Genomic DNA, 21,936 nt, shown 5'->3' on the forward strand with positions numbered 1-21,936 from the left:
TGAGGAGCGGGCGTATGCAGCACGAGCGAGCGGGCAGGCCGGCCGATCCCGAGGACCTCGTCGATGTCGCCCGGCTGGTCACCGCGTACTACGCGCTGCACCCCGACCCGGGCGAGCCGGGCCAGCGCGTCGCCTTCGGCACGTCCGGACACCGCGGTTCGTCACTGGCGAGTGCGTTCAACGAGGACCACATCGCCGCGACCAGCCAGGCCATCTGCGAGTACCGCGCCCGCCAGGGCACCGACGGCCCCCTCTTCCTGGGCGCCGACACCCATGCCCTGTCGGAGCCCGCGAGGGTCACCGCCCTGGAGGTGTTCGCCGCCAACGACGTGACGGTGCTCATCGACAGCGCGGACGGCTACACGCCCACTCCCGCCGTGTCGCACGCCATTCTCACCCACAATCGTGGCCGCCCCTCGGGCCTCGCGGACGGGGTGGTGGTCACCCCCTCGCACAACCCGCCCGCCGACGGCGGCTTCAAGTACAACCCGCCGAGCGGCGGCCCGGCAGCCTCGGACGCGACCTCCTGGATCCAGGACCGGGCCAACCAGATCATCGCGGGCGGTCTCAAGGACGTACGGCGCCTTACGTACACCCGGGCGCTCGCCGCACCCGGCACCGGGCGGTACGACTTCCTGGGGACCTACGTCACCGACCTCCCGAGCGTGCTGGACCTGGACGCCGTCCGCGCGGCCGGCGTGCGCATCGGCGCCGACCCGCTCGGTGGGGCGTCCGTCGCCTACTGGGGGCGCATCGCCGAACAGCACCGGCTCGACCTGACCGTGGTCAACCCGCTCACCGACCCCACCTGGCGCTTCATGACGCTGGACTGGGACGGCAAGATCCGCATGGACTGCTCGTCGCCCTACGCCATGGCCTCGCTCATCGACCGGCGTGACCGCTTCCGGATCGCCACGGGCAACGACGCCGACGCCGACCGGCACGGCATCGTCACCCCGGACGCGGGCCTGATGAACCCCAACCACTATCTCGCCGCCGCCATCGCCTATCTCTACGCCCACCGTGACCAGTGGCCGGCCGGTGCGGGCATCGGCAAGACCCTGGTGTCGTCCGCGATGATCGACCGGGTCGCCGCCGATCTGGGCCGTCAACTGGTCGAGGTTCCCGTGGGGTTCAAGTGGTTCGTGGACGGGCTGGTCGACGGCTCGCTCGGGTTCGGCGGTGAGGAGTCGGCCGGCGCGTCCTTCCTGCGCCGGGACGGCTCCGTGTGGACCACCGACAAGGACGGCATCATCCTCGCGCTGCTCGCATCCGAGATCACCGCGGTCACCGACAGGACCCCGTCCGAGCACTACGCGGGGATGACCGCGCGCTTCGGTGAACCCGCGTACGCGCGCATCGACGCCCCTGCCTCCCGCGAGGAGAAGGCCCTGCTCGCCAAGTTGTCGCCCGCTCAGGTCAGCGCGGACACCCTGGCCGGCGAGGCGGTCACCGCGGTGCTCACCGACGCTCCCGGCAACGGTGCGCCCATCGGAGGCATCAAGGTGACCACCGCCAACGCATGGTTCGCGGCCCGTCCTTCGGGAACCGAGGACGTCTACAAGATCTACGCGGAGTCGTTCCTCGGGACCGACCACCTGCGTCAGGTGCAGGAGGAGGCCAAGTCCGTGGTCCTGGCGGCACTGGGCAGTTGACGCGGCGATCGGGATTCGCGTCGGGGCGGGCGCCGTTGTCGCAGCGGCGGCGCCCCGCCTTGCTCGGGCCACCTCGATGCCGGCCGACTCCGCGTTCCGCTCAGGTACGCGCACGGACAACGGCGGCGAAGTTGGCCGTCAGGCGCCGGGCGGCCCGAGCCGAGTCCGCCTCCGCCGTCTCCGCGCGGGCGCGCAGCATCTCCAGATCGAGCCCGGCGTCGGCCAGGGCCGCCTCGTCCCACCCCGCGAGGCGGTCCGCACCGACCTCGGGATGGAACTGCACACCCCAGGCGCGCTCACCGACCCGGAACGCCTGCACCGGGCACTGCTCGTTCTCGGCCAGATGAACTGCCTCGGGTGGCAGTGCGGTTACCTGGTCGCGGTGGTTCTGGATCGCCGGGAATCTCGGTGGCATCCCGGCCAGGAGCGGATCGTGCCCGGCCTCGGGGCGCAGCACGATCGTGCACGATCCCCGCTCGGGCCGACCGTATTCGCCCGTCACCTCGCCGCCCGTCGCCACGGCCAGCACCTGGGCGCCGAGGCAGATCCCGAGCAAGGGCACGCCATGGTCGGCGCATTGACGTGCGAGAGCCCGCTCAGCGGGCAACCAGGGTGCGTGCAGGTCGGCGTCGGGCAGGAAACCGCCGCCGAGCAGCACCACAGCGTCGAAGCCGGCCGAAGTGGCCGGCACCGCCGGGCCGGACACCTCGTCGACGGTCAGCCCCTCCGCGTGCAGCCACGCCCGCAGTCGCCCGGGACCACTGCGCTCCGCGTTGCGCACCATCAGCACCCTGCGGGCGTCCCGGTCGGTGTTCGCCGCTTCTGTCACGAGGCACACACCATCAGGAGCCGGTGCCGGGACGCAAACCTGCCGGTGGTGGTCAGATGTCGCCGGCGCCCCGGGTACCGGCCGAGGCCATGCCCAGCCAGGTGTGCGGGTTTCCCTCCCAGCACCAGCCGAGTTTCGGCGCCTTCCGGCTGATCCAGATCGCCGGGACCCTGCGGTCGCCGCATCGTGAACCACCGAGGGAGAAGCACTTGTTCTTGACCAGTACCTGCGGGAAGTGGGTCACGAGAGCGATGCCCTCCTCGATGGTGAGCAGCGTGCGACCCCGCTCGGCGATGACCTTCATCGCGTCGTGGGGTACGGCGCCGCAGAACTCCTCGCCGCGTTCGATGTCGAACAGCAGATAGGCGTCCGGGTGCGGAAGTCCGGCCTCCTCGGTGGCGACGAACCGCTCCAGGGAGCCGGGCTCGAAGGAGCGGTCGACGAAGCCGGGCGTGCGCCCGCGGTGCAGCGTCGTGCGCGGCATCGTGTCCTCGATCGGCGCCACGTTCCGGGTGACGACGAGCACGAAGGGCACGCGGCCGCTCTCCGGTTCGTACGGGCCGACGGGAGCCGTCGCGGCGCGGGCGCGCAGCGGGGCGACCAGCGCGCCGAACTGGTCCGGGCCGAGTCCGGACAGCGCCGGATACCCCAGCTCCATGAGGTTACGGACCTGACGGTCGAACTCGGCTTCACCGTCGAAGGCGGTGTCGGTCAAGGCGGCCCCTTTCGGAGGCGAACACGACGGAAAACTTACAATGGACGTAAACTTACGTGCGAGGCACACAGGGTGTCAACGTAAAAATACGGCGGGGGTAAGATTCCGCCATGGGTATCGAGTCGAGCACCACGACCGCCGCCTCCGCGGCGGCCATCGGCCTGCGCGAGGCCAAGAAGCGCGAGACGCGGCAGCTGATCTCCGACCGGGCGACCGAGCTCTTCATCACGCAGGGCTTCGAGCAGACCACCATCGCCGAGATCGCCGACGCCGCCCGCGTCGCCAAGAAGACCGTGACGAACTACTTCCCCCGCAAGGAAGACCTGGCCTTCGACCACCAGGACGAGTTCGTGGCCGGTCTGGCACGTACCGTGGCCGCCCGCGAACCCGGCGAATCCGCCCTCGCGGCACTGCGCAGCTCGTTCCTGTCAGCGGTCAGGGCACAGGACCCGGTCGCCGGCTTCGCGGGCCCGGAGTTCACCCGCATGATCGCTCAGAGCCCCACCCTCACCACCTGCCTGCGCGGCCTGCACGACCAACGTGAGGACGCCCTGGCCGCGGCCCTCGCCGAAGCCACCGGCGCGGACCCCTGCGACATCACCCCACGCACGGCCGCGTCCCTGCTCGGCGGCGTCCACCGCGTCCTGTTCGGCCGCATCCAGGAACTCACCCTCGCCGGGCACACCAACCCCGAGACCGCCTCCGTCCTCTTGCAGGAGGCCACGGAGGCGTTCACCCTCCTCGAACCGGCTCTGTCCGACTACGCCCGATGAACGCGCGGGGCCGCCGCCGGCCGCTCAGCCCTCCGTGTCGGAAAACCTCTCCGCGAGGTCGCGATGTCTGTCCGCGGCCGTTCTCGCCTGGGCAGGGCTGATGGCCGATCCGGGCATGCGGCCCAAACGCTCGACGTTCTCCGCGAAGCGCAGGTGCTCCTGCCGTGCGTGCTCACGGCAGGCCAGGCAGGTGACGCGATCCGGACGCGGAGAGGTCATCGCATACGGCACCCGCAGCCCGCACCCCGTAGTGACATGGCCCGGCAGATCACCGGCCAGCCCGAAGGTGGACGCCATCAGGTTGCGGACGGCCGCATCGCCCTGCACCACCTTCGACTCCACGTGAACGTGCGGATCGAACCCGCCCATCTGTCCTCCCTCCCCGACGACCGGAACGACCGGCAGGTCAGTTGCCGGTGTCGTCGGCGGTGTCCGGGCGGTCGGCGTCGAGTTCGTCGACCAGGCCGCGCAGCAGGGGGCCGTACTCGGGGTGGGCGAGGGCGAAGGCCATCTGGGCGACGAGATAGTCGGCCGGGTTGCCGGTGTCGTACCAACGGCCCTGGATGACCTGCCCGTACACCGCGCGGGTGGAGGCGTAGGCGTTGATGGCGTCGGTGAGGTAGATCTCGCCGGTCCGGTGCTCGTACCAGCGGCGGGTCTGCTCGCGCAGCTCGTCGACGATGCCCGGGGTGATCACGTAGCCGCCGATGGCCGCGTACGGGGACGGCGCATCCTGCGGTTTCGGCTTCTCGACCAGGCCGGTGATGCGCAGTTGGCCGTCGCCGAGGTCCTCCTTGACGAGGGGCACGCCGTAGCGCTGGGAGTGGGCGGGGTCCATCGGCAGCAGGGCCAGCACCGGACAGCCGGTCTGCTCGTAGGCGCGGATCAGCTGCTGGGCGCGGGGGACCTCGGCCACGAACACGTCGTCGGGCCACAGCACCAGCACGGGCTCGTCGCCGAAGGAGCGGGCGGCGTTCAGCACCGGGGTGCCGTTGCCGTACGGGCCGTACTGGTCGAGGTAGGTGATGTGCCCCTTGCGGGCCAGCTCCGCGACCTCCTCCACCGCGTCCGCGTACGCCGTCTTGCCGTCCTTGCGCAGCTGGGCGACGAGAGCGGGGTTGGGGCGGAAGTGGTCCTGGATGAGGCTCTTGCCGCCGGAGACGACGATGGTGATGTCGGTGATGCCGGAGTCCACCAGCTCGCGCACGGTGTGCTCGATGACCGGCTTGTCGCCGACCGGAAGCATCTCCTTCGGTGTCGCCTTGGTCAGGGGCAGGAGACGGGAGCCGAGCCCGGCGGCGGGGATCACGGCCCTGCGGATCCTCGGGGACATGGAATCTCCCTCGGTCGAACGGCACACCGCACCGGCCGGCACGGCATACGCCGACGCTACCAATGCCCGCCGCCGCTCTCGTTCGGGCACATGCCTGTGCTGGACTGTGATCCATGGACGCGCGGGTGGTCGGAGTCGATGTCGGTTCGGTGTCGCTGGGCAGGTTCGCCTGGGCCGCCGTCGACGCACCGTTGCCGGCGCTTGTCGGACAGGGAACCGACCCGGAAGCAGCGGTCCGTGCCCTGACCGCCGCCCTCGTCTCCGGCCGGCCTGCGGCGCTGGCGCTGGAGGCACCCATGTCCGTACCGGTTCCGGACGCCGACCGGGCCGACGCATGGCAGGCGCTGGGCCGGGCCCGCGGCGGTGAGGGGAACCGGCCCTGGTCGGCAGGGGCCGGCGCGGGGGTCCTTGCCACCGGCCTGGCCCAGGCCGCGTGGATGCTGGCGAGGCTGGCACTGCTGGCTCCCGGTACGGCGGTGACCACCCAGCCCGACCGGTGGGCGGCCGCGCACGGTCCGCGGCTGCTCCTCGCCGAGGCGCTGGTGTCGGGCACCGGCAAACCCGTGCCCAGTGCCGCCGGACCGCACGCGGCCGACGCGGAGGCGGCGGCCCGCGCCCTGGCCGAGCGCCTCCAGGCCTCCTCCGCCCCCGAGTCCGACGTGCGGTGCGCCCCGCACCGTCCGTTCAACCTGCTCGCCTCCGCGGCGATGTGGGCGGGCCTGGACCTCGGCAGGGACGAGCTCCACCTGGACGTCCTCGTCGTCCGCGCCCGCCCCGTACCCCTTGGGCCCGACGCCTCCCGTGGGTAGGCCGGGGCGGCCGGCAGCTTCAACTCGGGGAGGGGCTGCGCCGGGCACACCAGGAGCTGGACGGTGCGCAGCTGCGCGAGCTGAGCCGCCCCGGAGCCCCCGCCTGCTGCCCGGCGCGAGCGTGCAGGAGCGGACGAACGGCGGCGCAGCCGGCTGACGCAGGCCCCGGCAGGAAGCCGCGGCGGCGGAACAGGAGCTGCGGGCTGCCGAGAAGGACGCGGCAGCGGCCGGCCACGCGGCGAACGAGGCCACGAGCCAGGCGGACCACGCCCGGCAGCGCGTGAGCGAGCTCGCCGAGGAGCTGGAACGCGCCGAGGAAGAGCACCGGCAGGCCCGTGCCGCCGAGCGCCGGGCGCATGAACGAGTGCGGTTCGTCGAGCGCCGGGTCCGTGAGGCCGGACGCCGAGCCGAAGCAGCCGCCGGCCAGGTCGAACGGCTCACCCCACAGCACCGGTGACCGACGCGCCGCACGCCACGCCGGACCGAGAGCGCGGCAGCACGCCGGCAGCGAAGGCGTCGCCGCACGCGGAGTGGCCCGGCTCACATGGCGCGGCGGAGGCGTCGCCGACACCATAGAGCGCGTCACCGGCAGGCTGAAGGGATCACGCATGTTCCGCAAGGTGCTGGTCGCGAACCGCGGTGAGATCGCGATTCGTGCGTTCCGTGCCGGCTATGAGCTGGGCGCGAGAACCGTCGCCGTCTTCCCGCACGAGGACCGCAACTCGCTGCATCGGCTGAAGGCCGACGAGGCGTACGAGATCGGTGAGCCGGGACATCCGGTGCGGGCCTATCTCTCCGTCGAGGAGATCGTGCGTGCGGCACGCCGGGCGGGAGCGGACGCCGTGTACCCGGGCTACGGGTTCCTGTCGGAGAACCCGGACCTGGCGCGGGCCTGCGAGGAGGCCGGCATCACCTTCGTCGGCCCGAGCGCGGCGACCCTCGAACTGACCGGGAACAAGGCACGCGCGGTGGCCGCCGCCCGCGAGGCCGGCGTACCGGTGCTGGGCTCCTCGGCTCCCTCCACCGACGTGGACGAACTGGTCCGGGCCGCCGAGGGCATCGGCTTCCCGGTGTTCGTCAAGGCGGTCGCCGGGGGAGGCGGGCGCGGTATGCGGCGCGTCGAGGACCCCGCCCTGCTGCGCGAGTCCATCGAGGCGGCGGCGCGTGAGGCGGCGTCCGCGTTCGGCGACCCGACCGTCTTCCTGGAGAAGGCCGTCGTCGATCCGCGCCACATCGAGGTGCAGATCCTCGCCGACGGGGACGGCAACGTCATCCACCTGTTCGAGCGTGACTGCTCGGTGCAGCGCCGCCACCAGAAGGTGATCGAGCTGGCGCCCGCGCCGAACCTCGACCCCGCGCTGCGCGAGCGGATCTGCGCCGACGCCGTGACGTTCGCCCGGCAGATCGGCTACCGCAACGCCGGCACCGTGGAGTTCCTGCTCGACCCCGACGGAAACCACGTCTTCATCGAGATGAACCCGCGCATCCAGGTCGAGCACACGGTGACCGAGGAGGTCACCGACGTCGACCTCGTGCAGGCACAGCTGCGGATCGCCGCCGGCGAGACGCTGGACGACCTCGGCCTCGCGCAGGAGACCGTCACCCTGCGGGGTGCCGCACTGCAGTGCCGTATCACCACCGAGGACCCGGCCAACGGCTTCCGCCCCGACACCGGCCGGATCAGCGCCTACCGCTCGCCCGGCGGCGCGGGCATCCGGCTGGACGGCGGTACCACCCACGCCGGTACGGAGATCAGCGCGCACTTCGACTCCATGCTGGTCAAGCTCACCTGCCGGGGCCGGGACTTCGGCACGGCGATCGGGCGCGCCCGGCGTGCCGTCGCCGAGTTCCGCATCCGCGGTGTGGCCACGAACATCCCGTTCCTGCAGGCCGTGCTGGACGACCCGGACTTCCGGGCCGGACAGGTCACCACCTCGTTCATCGAGCAGCGGCCGCACCTGCTCACCGCACGCCACTCCGCCGACCGCGGCACGAAGCTGCTCACCTACCTCGCCGACGTCACGGTGAACAAGCCCCACGGCGAGCGGCCCGAGGTGATCGACCCGGCCACCAAGGTGCCGCCCCTGCCCGGGATCGAACCGCCGGCCGGGTCGCGGCAGCGGCTCGTCGAGCTCGGTCCGGAAGGTTTCGCCGGGTGGCTGCGCACCTCGCCGACGATCGGTGTCACCGACACCACCTTCCGCGACGCCCACCAGTCGCTGCTGGCCACCCGGGTCCGTACCAAGGACATGCTCGCCGTGGCCCCGGTGGTGGCCCGCACCCTGCCGCAGCTGCTGTCCCTGGAGTGCTGGGGCGGCGCCACCTACGACGTCGCGTTGCGCTTCCTCGCCGAGGACCCGTGGGAGCGGCTGGCCGCACTGCGCGAGGCCGTTCCGAACATCTGCCTGCAGATGCTGCTGCGTGGCCGCAACACCGTCGGCTACACGCCGTACCCGACCGAGGTGACCGACGCCTTCGTGCAGGAGGCCGCGACCACCGGCGTCGACATCTTCCGCATCTTCGACGCCCTCAACGACGTCGAGCAGATGCGGCCCGCCATCGACGCCGTGCGGGAGACCGGAACGGCCGTCGCAGAGGTCGCCCTGTGCTACACCTCCGACCTGTCCGACCCGTCCGAGCGGCTGTACACGCTGGACTACTACCTCCGCCTGGCCGAGCAGATCGTGGCCGCCGGCGCCCACGTCCTGGCGGTCAAGGACATGGCGGGCCTGCTGCGCGCCCCGGCCGCCGCGACCCTCGTGTCGGCGCTGCGCCGGGAGTTCGACCTGCCGGTTCACCTCCACACCCACGACACGGCGGGCGGCCAGCTCGCCACCTACCTCGCGGCGATCCAGGCGGGCGCGGACGCGGTGGACGGTGCGGTGGCGTCCATGGCGGGCACCACCTCGCAGCCGTCGCTGTCGGCGCTGGTGGCCGCGACCGACCACTCCGAGCGGCCCACCGGACTGGATCTGCAGGCCGTCGGCGACCTGGAACCGTACTGGGAGAGCGTCCGCAAGATCTACGCACCCTTCGAGGCCGGCCTGGCCTCGCCGACCGGGCGCGTCTACCACCACGAGATCCCCGGCGGCCAGCTTTCCAACCTGCGCACCCAGGCGATCGCGCTGGGCCTCGGCGACCGCTTCGAGGAGATCGAGGCGATGTACGCCGCCGCCGACCGGATGCTGGGCCGGCTGGTGAAGGTCACCCCCTCGTCGAAGGTGGTCGGGGACCTCGCGCTCCATCTGGTGGGCGCCGGGGTGACGCCGGAGGACTTCGAGGCGGCACCGAACAGGTTCGACATCCCCGACTCCGTCATCGGCTTCCTGCGCGGCGAGTTGGGCAACCCGCCCGGCGGATGGCCGGAGCCGTTCCGCACCAGGGCGCTGGAGGGCCGCCCCGATCCCAGGCCCGCGCAGGACCTGTCCGCGGAGGACCGTACGGGGCTGGCGAAGGACCGGCGGGCGACGCTCAACCGGCTGCTGTTCCCCGGGCCGGCGCGCGAGTACGAGACACACCGTCAGACGTACGGCGACACCAGCGTCCTCGACAGCAAACACTTCTTCTACGGGCTGCGGCCCGGCAAAGAGTACGCCGTCGACCTCGAACCCGGCGTACGCCTCCTGATAGAGCTGGAGGCCGTCGGCGAGGCGGACGAACGCGGGATGCGCACCGTGATGTCCAACCTGAACGGCCAGTTGCGGCCGATCCAGGTACGTGATGCCGCCGTGGCCGCCGACATTCCGGCGACCGAGAAGGCCGACCGCGCCAACCCCGGCCATGTCGCCGCGCCGTTCGCCGGAGTGGTGACGCTCGCGGTCGCCGAGGGCGACGAGGTGGCGGCCGGTGCCACGGTGGCGACCATCGAGGCGATGAAGATGGAAGCCGCGATCACCGCCCCGAAGTCCGGCAGGGTGGCCAGGCTGGCCATCAACCCCATCCAGCAGGTGGAGGGCGGCGACCTCCTCGTCGAGATCGTGTGAGGCGGCTGTCGGGCGGTGCCGGCCGCAGTGAGCCGAAGGGGAATGCCATGGCGCAGGAGGAGCAGGACCTCGCCGAGGGCCAGCGCCGGCACTGGCAGCACACCTATGCCGCGCACCCGGGGATGTACGGCGGGCAGCCCTCCGCACCGGCCGTCCACGCCGCCGAGGTCTTCCGCAGGGGCGGGGCGCGGCATGTGCTGGAACTCGGCGCCGGGCACGGCCGCGACGCCCTGTACTTCGTCCGCGAGGGCTTCACCGTGCAGGCCACCGACTTCAGCGCCACCGGCCTGCAGCAGCTGCGGGACGCCGCCCGCGCCCAGCAGGTGGCCGAGCGCATCACCACCGCGGAGCACGACGTACGCGATCCCCTGCCGCTGCCGGACGCCTCCGTGGACGCGGTCTTCGCGCACATGCTGCTGTGCATGGCTCTGTCCACCGAGGAGATCCACGCCCTGGTCGATGAGGTCCGGCGCGTCCTGCGGCCGGGCGGCGTCTTCGTCTACACCGTGCGGCACACCGGCGACGCGCACTACGGCGCCGGCACCGCGCACGGTGACGACATCTACGAGCACGGCGGCTTCGCCGTGCACTTCTTCCCCCGCGAACTGGTCGACGCCCTCGCGCACGGCTGGACGCTCGACGAGGTCCACTCCTTCGAGGAAGGCGATCTGCCCCGCCGCCTGTGGCGCGTGACCCAGACTCTGCCCCGTGCCTAAAGAGCCCGCGCGACGAGGAGGGCGACGTCGTCGTGGTCGTCGGGGTGGCGCAGGCCGTACAGCAGGAGGTCGCAGATCTCCTCGAGGGGCCGCTCGGGTTCGTCGAGGAAGTCGAGGAGGACGTTCAGGCGGTCGTCGATCGCGTGGTGCCGGGTCTCGACGAGGCCGTCGGTGTAGAGGGCCAGCAGGTCGCCGGGGCCGAGGTCGGTGGTGGTGGTCTCGAACGGGACGCCGCCGACGCCGAGCGGTGCTCCGGACGGCAGCTTCAGCAGTACGGGGGCCTGGCCGGGGCGGGACAGCGCGGGCGGCATGTGTCCCGCGTTGGCGATACGGCACTGCCTGGTGTGGGGGTCGTACACGGCGTACAGGCAGGTGACGATGTAGTGCTCCAGCTCGCAGGTGATCTTGTCCAGGTGCTGGAGCACGGCGCTGGGTTCCAGGTCGAGGTCCGCGTAGGCGCAGGTGGCGGTGCGCAGCCGGCCCATGGTGGCGGCGGCGTCGATGCCGTTGCCCATGACGTCGCCGACGACCAGGGCGGTCTTGTCGTCCTCCAGGCTGATGACGTCGTACCAGTCGCCGCCGACTTCGGTGGTGGCCTGGGCGGGCTGATAGCGGGAGGCGAGTTCCAGACCGGTGTGGTGCGGCGGGTGGTCGGGCAACAGGCTGCGCTGGAGGGTGAGGGCGGTGTTGCGCACGCTCTGGAACCAGCGGGCGTTGTCGATGGCGACGGCGGCGCGGCTGGCCAGCTCACAGGCCAGGACGACGTCGTCCTCGTCGAAGGGGAGCGGATTGCGGGTGCGCTTGAGGTCGAGGGCGCCGAGCACCTCGCCATGCGCGATCAACGGCGCGGCGAGATAGGAGTGGACGCCGGCGCGGGCCAGGAGCGTGGTGGCCTCGGCGTCGCGGGCGATGCGCGGTAGATCCTGGTCGCCGACGTGGCGCACCAGGACCGGCCGGCCGGTGTGGACGCACAAGGTGACCAGGCGGTCACCGTCGTAGGCGATGAGGTCACCGGGAGGGTCGGCGGCGCCCAGCGCCACGGTGGGATGAGCCGATTTCAGGGCGAGGGCACGGAAGAACTCCGGGCCGTTGTCCAGCCTGGCCTTGCGGCGGCAGGCCAGAGCGGAGTCGAGGATGTCCACGGAGACCACGTCGGCGAGCGCGGTGCTGGCGATGTCGGCCAGTTCGCGGGCGGTCTCCTCCACCTCCAGAGTGGTGCCGACGCGCGCGGAGGCGTCGGCGACGAGGGCCAGGCGTCGCCGGGCCCGGTCGGCCTCGGCGGCCGCGCGGTGCCGTTCGGTGACATCGACGACCGAGGCCGCCGCGCCCAGCACCCGCCCGCCGGGGTCCTCCAGCCGGTAGAACGACAGGGACCAGGCGTGCTCGTGGTCGGGATCGCTCCGGGGGCGGCCCACGTGGTACTGGTCGAGCAGCGGGGTGCCGGTGGTGAGCACCTGACGCAGTGCGGACTCGATGGTGTCGATGTCGGGCAGGGGGAGTGTCTCCCGCAGGTGACGGCCGACGTGGTCCTCGGCGGGGATGCCGTCGATGCGCTCCAGTGCCGGATTGACCAGGAGATACCGCAGGTCCGGGTCCATGAGGGCCAGACCGATCGGAGACTGGTTGATCAGCCGCTCGCACAGGGCCAGATCGGTCTCGACGCGCTGGAGCAGGCTGTGGTCGGCCGCGATGCCCAGCGCGTAGACATCTCCGACATCGTCCAGCAGCCGCATGTTGCGGAACTCCGTCAGGCGAGTGCTGCCGTCCTTGTGCCGGATGGGGAAGGAGCCTGCCCAGCTCCGGCCCGTCTTCAGCACCTCTTCGAACAGCTTCACCACGGACTGGAGATGCTCGGGGTGGACGAACAGTCGCGCCGCGTACGTGCCGAGAGCCTCTTCCGACGTGTAGCCGAAGAGTTCCTCGGCCTGCGGGGTCCAGAACACGATGCGCCCGTCGACGTCGAGGACCACCGCGGCCACGCTCAGCACATCCAGCAGGCCGGTCGGCCGGGGCTGCTCGGGGTCGTACCCGTCACTGCGGGACTGGAAGGACTCGGCTTTCATCCCTGATCCTCCTCCGCCGACCGACAGGGCGCACGTACGTCTGACGGCGTCGCCGCGCATCTGGCTCTGCTATCCGGACTTCCCTGCTGCCTCCGGCCCACACGCGTCGGCGATCAGCACATACGGGAGGCCGGTCCGGCCGCCGGGATCGTGCACATCGGGCGGACAAGCAGGACCATAGTCATGAAGAGGATGGGATCAATGGATTCTGTGCGAAAAGGTTCCGATGTGCGCACGTCCGCAGGGCCGCGCGAGCTGTTCGACGCGTCCACCGACGCGGCAGCGGTGGTGTCCGCCGACGGCATCGTGGTCGGCTGGACCCGGGGCGCCGAAGAACTCCTCGGCTATCCGGCGCCCGAGGTGGTCGGCGGCTCCGCCGCGCGGCTGCTGGCGGTGCCCGGGGATCCGGTACGGGTGACCGGCGTCGCCGAGCGGTGCCGCACCGGAATGGGGTGGAGCGGTCTCGTCCCCGTACGACGCCGCGACGGCGGCCGTATCGAGGTCGACCTGCGGGTCTCGGCATCCTTCCGCATCGGCGGCGACGAGTGCTTTCTGCTCTCGGCACGGGAGCAGAAGCCGCAATGGACGATGGGCCAGTCCGTCCTCGACGGATTCCTCACCCGCTCGCCGGTCGGCATGGCGGTGATGGACACGCAGCTGCGCTACGTGTGGCTGAACGACACCCTGGAACGCTTCGGCGGTGTGCCCCGTGAGCAGCGGCTCGGACGTCGCCTGAGCGAGCTGCTGCCCGGGCTGCAGGCGGACACCCTCGAGGGACTGATGCGCAAGGTGCTGGCGACCGGCGTCCCGGTGACCGACTACGAGTACGTGGGATGGAGTTGGGCCGACCCGCACCGCCAGCACGCCTACTCCACGTCCTTCTTCCCGCTCGTGGACGCCGACGGCTGCGTCACCGGGGTCTGCTACATGGTCCTGGACGTCACCGAGCGGTGGAACGCCCGCCAGCTGTTGTCGCTGGTCAACGAAGCCGGGACCAGCATCGGCAGGACCCTCGACGTGATGCGGACGGCTCAGGAGCTGGCCGACTTCGTGGTTCCCCGCTTCGCGGACTTCGTCGTCGTCGATCTCCTGGAGCCCGTCCTGAGCACCGAGGGGCACGGCGCGTGGCTGACCGATGCGGGGCCCGCACCGGCAAAGCCGGTGATGCGCCGTGCCGGTATGAGTTCGGTGCGGGAGGGCTGTCCGGAGGCCGTGGCGCGGGTCGGGGACCGAGTCGACTTCCTCCCCCCGCCGCACGACGCGAATCTGCTGATCAGCGGTGAGCCGATCCTCATCCCGGTCCTCGACCCGTCCGACGCCCTGTGGGTTGCCGAACAGCCCGCGAGGACAGCCAGCATCCGCGAGTTCGGGCTGCACTCCCTGATCTCCGTGCCGATGCGGGCGCGGAACACCGTCCTGGGCCTCACCACGTTCGTACGGTCGCTCAATCCCGTCTCGTTCCGGCCCGACGACGTCCTGCTGGCCGGTGAGCTGGTGGCACGGGCGGCGCTGTGCGTGGACAACGCCCGGCGCTACACCCGGGAGCACACGGCAGCGGTCACCCTCCAGCGCAGCCTGCTGCCGCAGGCCCTGTCGGGCGGCACAGCGCTGGAGGTGGCCTCCTGCTATCTGCCGGCGGATCCGACGGGCGGGGTCGGTGGCGACTGGTTCGACGTGATCCCGCTGTCCGGTGCCCGGGTGGGCCTCGTCGTCGGCGACGTCGTCGGACACGGCATCCCCGCGGCGGCGGCCATGGGCCGGCTGCGGACCGCGGTGCAGACCCTCGCCGACATGGAGATGCCTCCGGACGAACTGCTGGCTCATCTGGACGACCTCGTGCTCCGGCTCAGTGAGGAGAGGACCGACGGGGAGGCGGACAGCCAGAGCGCGACCGTTTTCCTCGGAGCAACCTGCCTGTACGCCGTCTACGATCCCGTCACGAGGCGCTGCACGATGGCCCGGGCCGGGCATCCGCCACCTGTCGTGGTCGCACCCGACGGGCACGTCTCCTTCCCGGAACTCCGCGCGGGTCCTCCGCTGGGGCTGGGCGGAATGGCATTCGAGACCACCGAGATCGAGCTCGCCGAGAACAGTCTGCTCGGTCTCTTCACCGACGGTCTCGTCCTCTTCACCGACGGCCTCGTCGAGGGAGCCGACCGCGACATGGAACTGGGCATGTCCCGTCTCGGCGCCGTGCTCGCCCAGCCGGACCCCCACCTCGGAACGCTGTGCTCGTCCGTGGTGCAGCAGCTCGTGCCCGTTTCCCAACCCGACGATGTCGCCCTCCTCCTGGCGCGCACACACGCGCTGGGGGCCGACCAGGTCGCCTCGTGGGACGTGCCGGTGAACCCGGCCGCCGTCGCTGACGTCCGCGCCCGCGCGACCCGCCGGGTGGAAGCCTGGGGCCTGGGGGAGCTGGCCATGACGACGGAGCTCATCGTCAGCGAGCTGGTCACCAACGCGATTCGCTATGCCGCACCGCCCATACGCCTGCGGCTGCTCCGCGACTCCCGCCTGACCTGCGAGGTCGCCGACGCCAGCAGCACCGCCCCACGGCTGCGGCACGCCCGCAGCACGGACGAGGGCGGTCGCGGCCTGTTTCTGGTGGCCCAGCTCGCCCATCGCTGGGGTGCCCGGTTCTCGGCCGGCGGAAAGATCATCTGGGCGGAACAGGAGATCCCGTGAGGGCGCTGAGGTTACCGTCACGTGTCCTGCACCACGACCGCTGTCACGGGTGAGGAATATGCTCGACCGTCCAGCTGTCCATTCGCGGCGACATCGCCTTTGCGGTGTCGGTTGTGACCGAGCGCCGGTCGGGAGTGCCATGGCCCTCACACGTGCCGTCAGCACACTTCTGGCCTTCGGACTTCTCCTTCTCGTCACAGGATGTGCCGGCGCCGACACGCTCGGCACCTCACCGCCCGTTCCCCACCATGCCCCGGCCCGTACGTCCTCGTCGCCGGCCGTGACGCCCGAGGCGGGCGCTTCGGCGGCAGCCCCGTCCTCTCCTTCGTCCAGTCCGTTGCCGGACGCCGATCCGCGCTCCGACTCCGCCTCGCTGAGCATCCCTGCCATCGGTGTGCGGGACCTGGAGGTCGTTCCGTACGAAGGAACGACGGACGACGCGCCGGGGACGCGCATCCAGGACCGCGGCGTCGCCGCCAGCCCCTACGGTGACCAGGGCGGTGCCGGACCCGGCGAAACGGGCAACTACCTCGTCACCGCCCATCGCCTGAGCGCCGGCGGCCCGCTGCGCGAGCTGCCCGAACTCGACAACGGTGACACCGTACGCGTCGAGTTGGGGAGCACCGTCTACACGTACAAGATCACCGAGACCCGGTGGACGTCCTTCCGGTCCGCGCGCTCACTCGCCGAGCAGCGCGCCGCCGTACCCGGCTCGCCCGGCGAAGTGCCCACCCAAGCCATGATCACCGTATCGACGTGCGCCACCCCCGAGGACAATGCGGCGGGGAACTTCTGGCGCGACGACAGGAACAATCCCGAGCACCGCATAGACAAGATCGGCATCCTCGCGTCGGCGGAGCGGTCGGCGGGCAGCAACTCCGCTCCGCGGGGCTACGACCGGGCGGGCTGATTGGCGATCAGAAGAGTGGTCCCGGCCGGGCGGAAGCCGAGGCGGGTGTAGATGCGGGCGACGGCATCCTCCGCGTAGGCGAGAAAGACGGTGCCCACGCCGTGGTCGCGGGCGTGGATCGCCAGCGCCGCCGTGACGGCGGCTGCCAGTCCTTGGCGGCGAGCGGTGGGGAGGGTGCCCACGCCGCCGATCTCGGTGGTGCTGTGAGCGGGGTGGTAGTGGCCGACGGCGAGCGGGGTGCCGTCAGGGGCGAGAGCAGCGATGAGCGTTTTGTGCCCGGCGCGGATGGCGGGACGAGTTGTTGCCGACGCGCCGTCCGCGGTCACCTCTGCGGCCACCCTCGCCAGTTCCGCGCGGCCCGCCGAGCCCACCGAGGTGCCTGCCGCGGCGAAGGCGAGGCGGGGGAGAGCGAGGGCTGCGGGCAGAGCCGGGTCGTCGGCGGTCAGCTCGCGGATCGTGACGCCGTCCGGCAGCGGCTGCGGGCGCATGGGGGACTGCGGGTCGAGGGCCATCAGCGGGCGTTCTTGCACGGGGAGGCCGGCGGCCTCGATACGGGCGCGCAGCGTCGGTGCCGCCTCGGCGAGCCACTCGAAGGCTTCCGGCACGCCGAGTTCACGCTGCCGGGCGCGGACCCGGGCGATGTCGGCGGCGGTGACGGTCGCGGCTCCTGCGGTGGGTTGAGCGTGGCCGGGACCGCCGTAGTACGGGGTGCCTGGGTCTGTGCGCACAAACAGCCGCAGTGGTCCAAAGTCCTCGGCGTCGGCGAACAGAAGCGGCACGGTGGCGTAGTACTTCTCGATACGGGCACGCAGCGCTGCAACGCTCATACGGCGCATCCCACCACGCAGCGGCCCGGTGCCGCATCCGAGAATTTACGGTCCGGCACCGCTGTGCCGGGGGCGGACCCGGCACGGCAGTGCCTGCGTGATCTACGCGTTCTTCGGTGCTGCCTGTTGCACGACGTCGAAGGACCACAGGGTGGAGTGGGTTGCCGCAGGCTGGGGGCGTTCGCCGCTGTCCGCGCCAGTGCCCTGGTGGGCTGCCTTCATGGGTCCCTCCATCCAGGCCTGGAAGGACTCCTCGTCGCGCCACCGGGTGTAGACGAGGTAGGTGTCGGTGCCTTCGACCGGCCGCAGGAGCTCGAACCACTCGAACCCGTCGGAGCTCTCCACGGCGTGGGCACGGGCGGCGAAGCGCTTTTCCAGTGTCTCCCGCTGCTCGGCGGGAACGGTCAGTACGTTGATCTTGACTACGCTCATGCTCCTCATCCTGCCGCACGGCGGCAGGCAGACGCGGAAGGGGTGAATCCACCAGTGGGTCAGCGCTGGTACAGCCCCACGAGGGTGCCGCTGGCGAGCTGCCGCTTCTCGACGGCCTCGTGCACCTGGTCGGCGCTGGGCGCGTCGGGGAGGACGCATGGTTCTGCCAGGGCGTAGAGCCGGAAGAGGTAGTGGTGCGGGTTGTCTCCCGGCGGCGGATGCGGTCCGCCCCAGCCATGGTCGCCGTAGCCGTTGACGAGCTCGGTGCCACCGGGCGGGTGCTGTCCGGTGTCGACGCCGTCGCTGTGGGGATCGATGCCGACGACGGCCCAGTGCACGAAGGTGCCCGACGGGGCGTCGGGGTCTTCGCACAGCAGGACCAGCTCCGCCGCGTCGTCCGGCACGCCGCTCCAGGTCAGCGGAGGGGAGGCGTTGTCTCCCTCGTACGCGTAGCGGCGCGCGATGAAGGATTGGTCACTGAATGCGCTGCTGTTGAGGTCGATGCCAGCCATATGGCCCGGGGTACCCAGGCCGGGGCCGGACATGCGTGATCGTCGCGCGGGCCGGCCTGCTCATGTGAACGGCACCGAATAGGTGCGGCCCTCGACGCCCCACTCCCCGCTCGGCGGTTCTGTCCCGTCGTCGATCGCCCGCAGTGTGGGCCGGCCGATATGGGCGTAGACCAACCGCCGCACCCCGTGCCGTACGGCCTGCTCGGCAACGGTGTGCACGGGTGCGTGGCCGCCGACACCGCCTCGGAACCGTATCGGCCGGTCCCACGCGGCGGCCTCGGCGAACATCAGGACCGCCCCCGCGGCCCAGTCCGGGAACTCCCGGAATTCCGGCGCCCACACCACCCTCACTACGCCCGCTTCGATCCGGTAGCCGTATGCGGGATGCGAGGTGTGGACCACCGGACAGCGCCGTACGTACACGTCGCCCAGGTCCAGGTCGCCGGACCGCAGCCGGACGCCCCGTGCGGCTGCGCTCCGGCGCAGCGCGGCCCGCAGTTCCGACTGCTCGTCGGTGACCAGCCAGCCGTCGAGCCGCCCGGGCGGCGGTTCGGCGCCCGGCCCGCCGTCGAAGGCCACGCGGTGACCGGCGCAGCGCAGCAGCAGACCGGCGGGCCCGAACCGCGGCGAGTTCATCGCCCCGATGCCGAGCAACGTCAGCCGCAGCCGGCGGGTCATCGGCCGGTCCGCGTGCCGGGACGCAACACCAGTGTGTCGTCGGGCTGCAGCGCCACGTGCACGCCCGCACTGATCCGGTCGAGCGTCGCGCGCAGCCATACGCGATCCTGGCCGGCCGCGGGTTCCAGCCGCATCTGCCGGGCCTGCAGGGGCACCATGCGCAGGCCGGCCAGCCGTCCGGTGTCCGCCGCAACCGTCACGAAGTAGGCGAGGCGGAGATCGTCGCGATACTCCTCGTAGCCGGAGATGCCTTCGTAGTCGTCGATGAAGTCGCCGCAGCCGTAGAGAATCAGCCGGTCCCGGTACACCTCCAGGGGACGCGGGTGATGCGAGGAGTGGCCGTGGACAAGGTCCACGCCGCCGTCCACCAGGACGTGCGCGAAGCGGACCTGGTCCCGGGGAACGTGGTAGCCCCAGTTGGAGCCCCAGTGCACCGAGACGACGGCGATGTCGCCGGTCCGCCTGGCCCTTCGTACACGCTCGACCACGGCGTCGGCGGAAGCCTGCGAGAAGCCGGCCACGTACGCGACACCGGGCAGGTCCGCGGTCGCCTCCCAGTCGAACGGAATGCCGCTCGACGCCGCTCCGAGGGCGAACACCAGCACGCGGCCGGCGCCGTCGAGGGGCACCACCGCGGGCGCGTACGCCTCGGTGGCGTCGCGTCCCGCGCCCGCCGTACGAAGTCCCGCACCGGACAGGGCGTCCAGGGTCTCCGCCAGGCCGGGGCGACCGAAGTCCAGGACATGGTTGTTGGCCAGGACGCAGACGTCGGGGCGGGCCACCGCCAGGGCGGGCAGGTTGGCCGGATGCATCCGGTAGTGGACCGCCTTGTCGTGCGCAAAGCCGGCACAGCGGGTGATCGCCGTCTCCAGGTTGATGATGCGAACGTCCGGAGCGGCTTCGTCGAGCACGCGCAGCGCCTCGCCCCAGGGCCAGGACGCGGAGACCGGCGCGGGGATCGGTCCGTTGGCCGCCTCCGCCAGCTCCACGTAGGAGCGGGCGTCCACCACGTAGCCCTCCCGCAGCGCCGGGTCGCCGGGGTGAGCAAGGATCTGGTCGACGCCGCGCCCGAGCATCACATCGCCGCACAGGAACAGTGTCACCAGGCTGCCGCCCATGTCCCCACCGTAGGCCGCCTCGCCGCGGGCGTCGTCCGCCACCGCGCCGGTGAAATCCGCGCCGCCCGGACGGGTACCCGGTCCGGAGGACCGACGGCACATCGGCCATGGGCCGGCAGCCCTGAGGAAGAAGATGATGTCAATGATCTCCCAGGTGGTCACGGTGCCCGCCGAGGGCACGTCGCTGGTGGGCGACCTGGTCGTGCCGGCGCCGGCGCACGGCGTGGTGCTGTTCGCGCACGGCAGCGGCAGTTCCCGCCACAGCCCGCGCAACCGCATGGTCGCCGCCGAGCTGCGCACCGCCGGACTGGCCACGTTGTTGATGGACCTGCTCACCGAGCGGGAGGACCGATATGACGCGCTGACCGCCGAGCACCGCTTCGACATCCCGCTCCTGGGACGCCGAGTGGTCGCCGCGATCGACTGGCTGGAGCAGCAGCCGGACGTCAGGGGGCTGCCCGTCGCCCTGTTCGGTGCCAGCACCGGTGCGGCAGCGGCCCTGGTGGCCGCCGCCGAGCGACCCGACCGCGTGGTGACCGTGGTCTCGCGAGGCGGCCGGCCCGACCTGGCCGGTGACGCCCTGGGCGCCGTACAGGCGCCGGTGCTGCTCATCGTCGGCGGTGACGACCAGCAGGTGCTGCGGCTCAACCAGGAGGCGGCCCGGCGGCTGCACGCCCCGCACACCCTGCACGTGGTGCCCGGTGCCACCCATCTGTTCGAGGAGCCCGGTGCGCTCGAGCAGGTCGCCGACACGGCGCGGGAGTGGTGCACAGAGCGCCTGCGGTCCGCCCAAGAGGCCACGAAGGGACGTTGAGCGGCGGGTGTCCGGGCCGTGGGCCGCCCCTGGTTCTCCGGAGGCGGCCGCGGCCTCGGACCGGGAGCCCGGGGTGCGGAGCCGCAACGGGCCGCTGCCTTGCCTGCGCCCGGCGCCTGGCGCAGGCTGGTCGCATGGGTGCTCATGACGGCCCGACGCTCATCACCTCCGTGCAGCGGGCCTTCCGCCTGCTGGAGGCGGCGAGCGCGCACGAGAACGGCGCGCCGGCGAAGCAGCTGGCACGCGAGACGGGGCTGCCCCTGGCCACCGCCTATCACCTGCTGCGGACGCTGGCGCATGACGGATACGTACGCAAGCTGGACGACGGCGGGTTCGTCCTGGGCGACAAGCTGCAGGCGCTGCAGACCGCGGGCAGCGGGCAGGCGCTGCTCAGCCGCGTCCGGCCCACGCTCGCCGCTCTGCGGGACGAGTTCGCGACCGCCACCTACCTGACCTTCTACGAGGAGGGGGAGATCCGGGTCGCCGAGATCGTCGACAGCCCGCGGGCGCCCCGCGTCGACCTCTGGGTGGGATTCCAGGACGCGGGACACGCCACCGCGCTGGGCAAGTCCGTGCTGCGAGAACTGGACGACGAGTCGCGCAAGGAATACCTCTCCCGGCACGCCCTCGCCGACCTCACCCCACGGACGATCACCAGCCCTTCGGAACTGCTCCGGCGGCTCGACACCTCACCCGCGGCCCCGGCCGTCACGGACCTGGAGGAGTACGCCCTCGGTACCGTGTGCGTCGCTGTGCCCGTCTACAGCGGGGACACGCTCGGCTCGCTCGGTGTCTCACTGCCGGTGGACCGGTTGCCCCGACTCGAGGAGATCCGGGCGCGGCTGCTCCCGATCGCGAGTCGAGTGACCAGGAGCCTTTCGCTCACTATCTGAAAATCGTGTCCTTGTGGCGCCCGAACCGAACCTCTTTCCTGGATGAAGTCGGACAAGTCGGGAGCGCCTCCTGTCGTTCCCCCGCACAGGTGAGGATTGCGCACGAAGCATGAGTCAGGTCCGGGACCACGGTGGCGGCCACTGGCGGATGAGGCCCTTCAGGAACCGAGGGGCCAGTCTCGGAGCATCAG

20 protein-coding genes are annotated in these 21,936 nt (G+C 71.6%); 10 read left to right on the plus strand and 10 right to left on the minus strand.

The annotated features are described in order from the left end of the window. The first annotated feature begins 14 nt into the window (after positions 1 to 14). Positions 15 to 1,655, plus strand: a complete 1,641-nt coding sequence (pgm, locus tag StrepF001_RS09615) for a phosphoglucomutase (alpha-D-glucose-1,6-bisphosphate-dependent) (protein ID WP_129797878.1) — start codon at positions 15 to 17, stop codon at positions 1,653 to 1,655. Positions 1,656 to 1,755: 100 nt separating this feature from the next. On the opposite strand, the gene StrepF001_RS09620 is transcribed toward pgm, so the two are convergent. Together StrepF001_RS09620 and StrepF001_RS09625 are read right to left on the minus strand one after the other, a co-directional pair. Next, the gene (locus tag StrepF001_RS09620; protein WP_240797350.1) at positions 1,756 to 2,484 is read right to left on the minus strand and encodes a type 1 glutamine amidotransferase; all 729 of its coding nucleotides are present in this window, start codon (positions 2,482 to 2,484) and stop codon (positions 1,756 to 1,758) included. A gap of 52 nt (positions 2,485 to 2,536) precedes the next feature. After that, positions 2,537 to 3,142 (minus strand): DUF5701 family protein, encoded by a 606-nt coding sequence (locus tag StrepF001_RS09625; protein ID WP_346656927.1) that lies wholly within the window; start codon positions 3,140 to 3,142, stop codon positions 2,537 to 2,539. A gap of 167 nt (positions 3,143 to 3,309) precedes the next feature. Here StrepF001_RS09625 and StrepF001_RS09630 point away from each other — a divergent pair, with 167 nt between their 5' ends. Continuing rightward, positions 3,310 to 3,972 carry a TetR/AcrR family transcriptional regulator gene (locus StrepF001_RS09630; protein WP_129797880.1) on the plus strand — a complete coding sequence of 221 codons (663 nt, stop codon included), beginning with the start codon at positions 3,310 to 3,312 and terminating at the stop codon, positions 3,970 to 3,972. Positions 3,973 to 3,996: 24 nt separating this feature from the next. On the opposite strand, the gene StrepF001_RS09635 is transcribed toward StrepF001_RS09630, so the two are convergent. Both StrepF001_RS09635 and StrepF001_RS09640 read right to left on the minus strand, forming a co-directional pair. Beyond that, positions 3,997 to 4,341, minus strand: coding sequence for a hypothetical protein (locus StrepF001_RS09635; protein ID WP_129797881.1), 345 nt, complete (start codon positions 4,339 to 4,341; stop codon positions 3,997 to 3,999). Between the two features lie 37 nt (positions 4,342 to 4,378). Then, positions 4,379 to 5,305 (minus strand): UTP--glucose-1-phosphate uridylyltransferase, encoded by a 927-nt coding sequence (locus StrepF001_RS09640; protein ID WP_129797882.1) that lies wholly within the window; start codon positions 5,303 to 5,305, stop codon positions 4,379 to 4,381. Between the two features lie 113 nt (positions 5,306 to 5,418). On the opposite strand from StrepF001_RS09640, the gene StrepF001_RS09645 reads away from it, so the two are divergent. From StrepF001_RS09645 to StrepF001_RS09655, 4 genes are all read left to right on the plus strand, one after another. Then, entirely contained in the window at positions 5,419 to 6,114 is a 696-nt protein-coding gene (locus StrepF001_RS09645) for a hypothetical protein (protein WP_129797883.1), read from the plus strand. Positions 6,115 to 6,394: 280 nt separating this feature from the next. Further along, positions 6,395 to 6,571: a hypothetical protein gene (locus StrepF001_RS45485; RefSeq protein WP_165396207.1), complete on the plus strand. Its 177-nt coding sequence runs from the start codon at positions 6,395 to 6,397 to the stop codon at positions 6,569 to 6,571. Positions 6,572 to 6,722: 151 nt separating this feature from the next. After that, positions 6,723 to 10,097, plus strand: coding sequence for a pyruvate carboxylase (locus tag StrepF001_RS09650; protein ID WP_129797884.1), 3,375 nt, complete (start codon positions 6,723 to 6,725; stop codon positions 10,095 to 10,097). 47 nt (positions 10,098 to 10,144) lie between these two features. Beyond that, positions 10,145 to 10,813 (plus strand): class I SAM-dependent methyltransferase, encoded by a 669-nt coding sequence (locus StrepF001_RS09655; RefSeq protein ID WP_129797885.1) that lies wholly within the window; start codon positions 10,145 to 10,147, stop codon positions 10,811 to 10,813. On the opposite strand, the gene StrepF001_RS09660 is transcribed toward StrepF001_RS09655, so the two are convergent. Next, positions 10,810 to 12,876: a SpoIIE family protein phosphatase gene (locus StrepF001_RS09660; RefSeq protein ID WP_129797886.1), complete on the minus strand. Its 2,067-nt coding sequence runs from the start codon at positions 12,874 to 12,876 to the stop codon at positions 10,810 to 10,812. The genes StrepF001_RS09655 and StrepF001_RS09660 overlap by 4 nt on opposite strands. Before the next feature lie 201 nt (positions 12,877 to 13,077). Between StrepF001_RS09660 and StrepF001_RS09665 the strand changes: the two genes are divergently transcribed. Both StrepF001_RS09665 and StrepF001_RS09670 read left to right on the plus strand, forming a co-directional pair. Beyond that, on the plus strand, positions 13,078 to 15,561 hold the full coding sequence (locus StrepF001_RS09665; protein ID WP_129797887.1) for a SpoIIE family protein phosphatase: 2,484 nt from the start codon (positions 13,078 to 13,080) through the stop codon (positions 15,559 to 15,561). A gap of 139 nt (positions 15,562 to 15,700) precedes the next feature. Next, entirely contained in the window at positions 15,701 to 16,471 is a 771-nt protein-coding gene (locus StrepF001_RS09670) for a class E sortase (RefSeq protein ID WP_129797888.1), read from the plus strand. Here the strand turns inward: StrepF001_RS09670 and StrepF001_RS09675 are convergent. From StrepF001_RS09675 to StrepF001_RS09695, 5 genes are all read right to left on the minus strand, one after another. Beyond that, complete coding sequence (locus StrepF001_RS09675) at positions 16,453 to 17,298, minus strand: GNAT family N-acetyltransferase (protein WP_129797889.1); 846 nt, start codon at positions 17,296 to 17,298, stop codon at positions 16,453 to 16,455. The genes StrepF001_RS09670 and StrepF001_RS09675 overlap by 19 nt on opposite strands. Positions 17,299 to 17,400: 102 nt before the next feature. Then, positions 17,401 to 17,730 carry an antibiotic biosynthesis monooxygenase gene (locus tag StrepF001_RS09680; RefSeq protein WP_129797890.1) on the minus strand — a complete coding sequence of 110 codons (330 nt, stop codon included), beginning with the start codon at positions 17,728 to 17,730 and terminating at the stop codon, positions 17,401 to 17,403. A 59-nt stretch (positions 17,731 to 17,789) separates the two neighbouring features. Continuing rightward, complete coding sequence (locus tag StrepF001_RS09685; protein WP_129797891.1) at positions 17,790 to 18,242, minus strand: YbhB/YbcL family Raf kinase inhibitor-like protein; 453 nt, start codon at positions 18,240 to 18,242, stop codon at positions 17,790 to 17,792. A 60-nt stretch (positions 18,243 to 18,302) separates the two neighbouring features. Continuing rightward, positions 18,303 to 18,920, minus strand: a complete 618-nt coding sequence (locus StrepF001_RS09690) for a hypothetical protein (RefSeq protein ID WP_129797892.1) — start codon at positions 18,918 to 18,920, stop codon at positions 18,303 to 18,305. Further along, on the minus strand, positions 18,917 to 20,038 hold the full coding sequence (locus StrepF001_RS09695) for a CapA family protein (protein WP_129798404.1): 1,122 nt from the start codon (positions 20,036 to 20,038) through the stop codon (positions 18,917 to 18,919). The genes StrepF001_RS09690 and StrepF001_RS09695 overlap by 4 nt, the downstream gene beginning before the upstream one ends. A 142-nt stretch (positions 20,039 to 20,180) precedes the next feature. Between StrepF001_RS09695 and StrepF001_RS09700 the strand changes: the two genes are divergently transcribed. Then, the gene (locus StrepF001_RS09700) at positions 20,181 to 20,852 is read left to right on the plus strand and encodes a dienelactone hydrolase family protein (RefSeq protein WP_129797893.1); all 672 of its coding nucleotides are present in this window, start codon (positions 20,181 to 20,183) and stop codon (positions 20,850 to 20,852) included. A 134-nt stretch (positions 20,853 to 20,986) separates the two neighbouring features. Beyond that, on the plus strand, positions 20,987 to 21,745 hold the full coding sequence (locus tag StrepF001_RS09705; protein WP_129797894.1) for an IclR family transcriptional regulator: 759 nt from the start codon (positions 20,987 to 20,989) through the stop codon (positions 21,743 to 21,745). Positions 21,746 to 21,936: the final 191 nt, after the last annotated feature.

The sequence above is a fragment of the Streptomyces sp. F001 genome (assembly GCF_004187715.1).
In the GTDB taxonomy this organism is placed as follows: Bacteria; Actinomycetota; Actinomycetes; order Streptomycetales; family Streptomycetaceae; genus Streptomyces; species Streptomyces flavusporus.

Bases quoted from the DNA above. Each gene is read 5' to 3' on its own strand.
- pgm (WP_129797878.1), top strand. From the start codon at position 15: ATGCAGCACGAGCGAGCGGGCAGGCCGGCCGATCCCGAGGACCTCGTC.
- StrepF001_RS09625 (WP_346656927.1), bottom strand. From the start codon at position 3,142: ATGGAGCTGGGGTATCCGGCGCTGTCCGGACTCGGCCCGGACCAGTTC.
- StrepF001_RS09630 (WP_129797880.1), top strand. From the start codon at position 3,310: ATGGGTATCGAGTCGAGCACCACGACCGCCGCCTCCGCGGCGGCCATC.
- StrepF001_RS09635 (WP_129797881.1), bottom strand. From the start codon at position 4,341: ATGGGCGGGTTCGATCCGCACGTTCACGTGGAGTCGAAGGTGGTGCAG.
- StrepF001_RS09640 (WP_129797882.1), bottom strand. From the start codon at position 5,305: ATGTCCCCGAGGATCCGCAGGGCCGTGATCCCCGCCGCCGGGCTCGGC.
- StrepF001_RS09645 (WP_129797883.1), top strand. From the start codon at position 5,419: ATGGACGCGCGGGTGGTCGGAGTCGATGTCGGTTCGGTGTCGCTGGGC.
- StrepF001_RS09650 (WP_129797884.1), top strand. From the start codon at position 6,723: ATGTTCCGCAAGGTGCTGGTCGCGAACCGCGGTGAGATCGCGATTCGT.
- StrepF001_RS09655 (WP_129797885.1), top strand. From the start codon at position 10,145: ATGGCGCAGGAGGAGCAGGACCTCGCCGAGGGCCAGCGCCGGCACTGG.
- StrepF001_RS09660 (WP_129797886.1), bottom strand. From the start codon at position 12,876: ATGAAAGCCGAGTCCTTCCAGTCCCGCAGTGACGGGTACGACCCCGAG.
- StrepF001_RS09665 (WP_129797887.1), top strand. From the start codon at position 13,078: ATGGATTCTGTGCGAAAAGGTTCCGATGTGCGCACGTCCGCAGGGCCG.
- StrepF001_RS09670 (WP_129797888.1), top strand. From the start codon at position 15,701: ATGGCCCTCACACGTGCCGTCAGCACACTTCTGGCCTTCGGACTTCTC.
- StrepF001_RS09675 (WP_129797889.1), bottom strand. From the start codon at position 17,298: ATGAGCGTTGCAGCGCTGCGTGCCCGTATCGAGAAGTACTACGCCACC.
- StrepF001_RS09680 (WP_129797890.1), bottom strand. From the start codon at position 17,730: ATGAGCGTAGTCAAGATCAACGTACTGACCGTTCCCGCCGAGCAGCGG.
- StrepF001_RS09685 (WP_129797891.1), bottom strand. From the start codon at position 18,242: ATGGCTGGCATCGACCTCAACAGCAGCGCATTCAGTGACCAATCCTTC.
- StrepF001_RS09690 (WP_129797892.1), bottom strand. From the start codon at position 18,920: ATGACCCGCCGGCTGCGGCTGACGTTGCTCGGCATCGGGGCGATGAAC.
- StrepF001_RS09695 (WP_129798404.1), bottom strand. From the start codon at position 20,038: ATGGGCGGCAGCCTGGTGACACTGTTCCTGTGCGGCGATGTGATGCTC.
- StrepF001_RS09700 (WP_129797893.1), top strand. From the start codon at position 20,181: ATGATCTCCCAGGTGGTCACGGTGCCCGCCGAGGGCACGTCGCTGGTG.
- StrepF001_RS09705 (WP_129797894.1), top strand. From the start codon at position 20,987: ATGGGTGCTCATGACGGCCCGACGCTCATCACCTCCGTGCAGCGGGCC.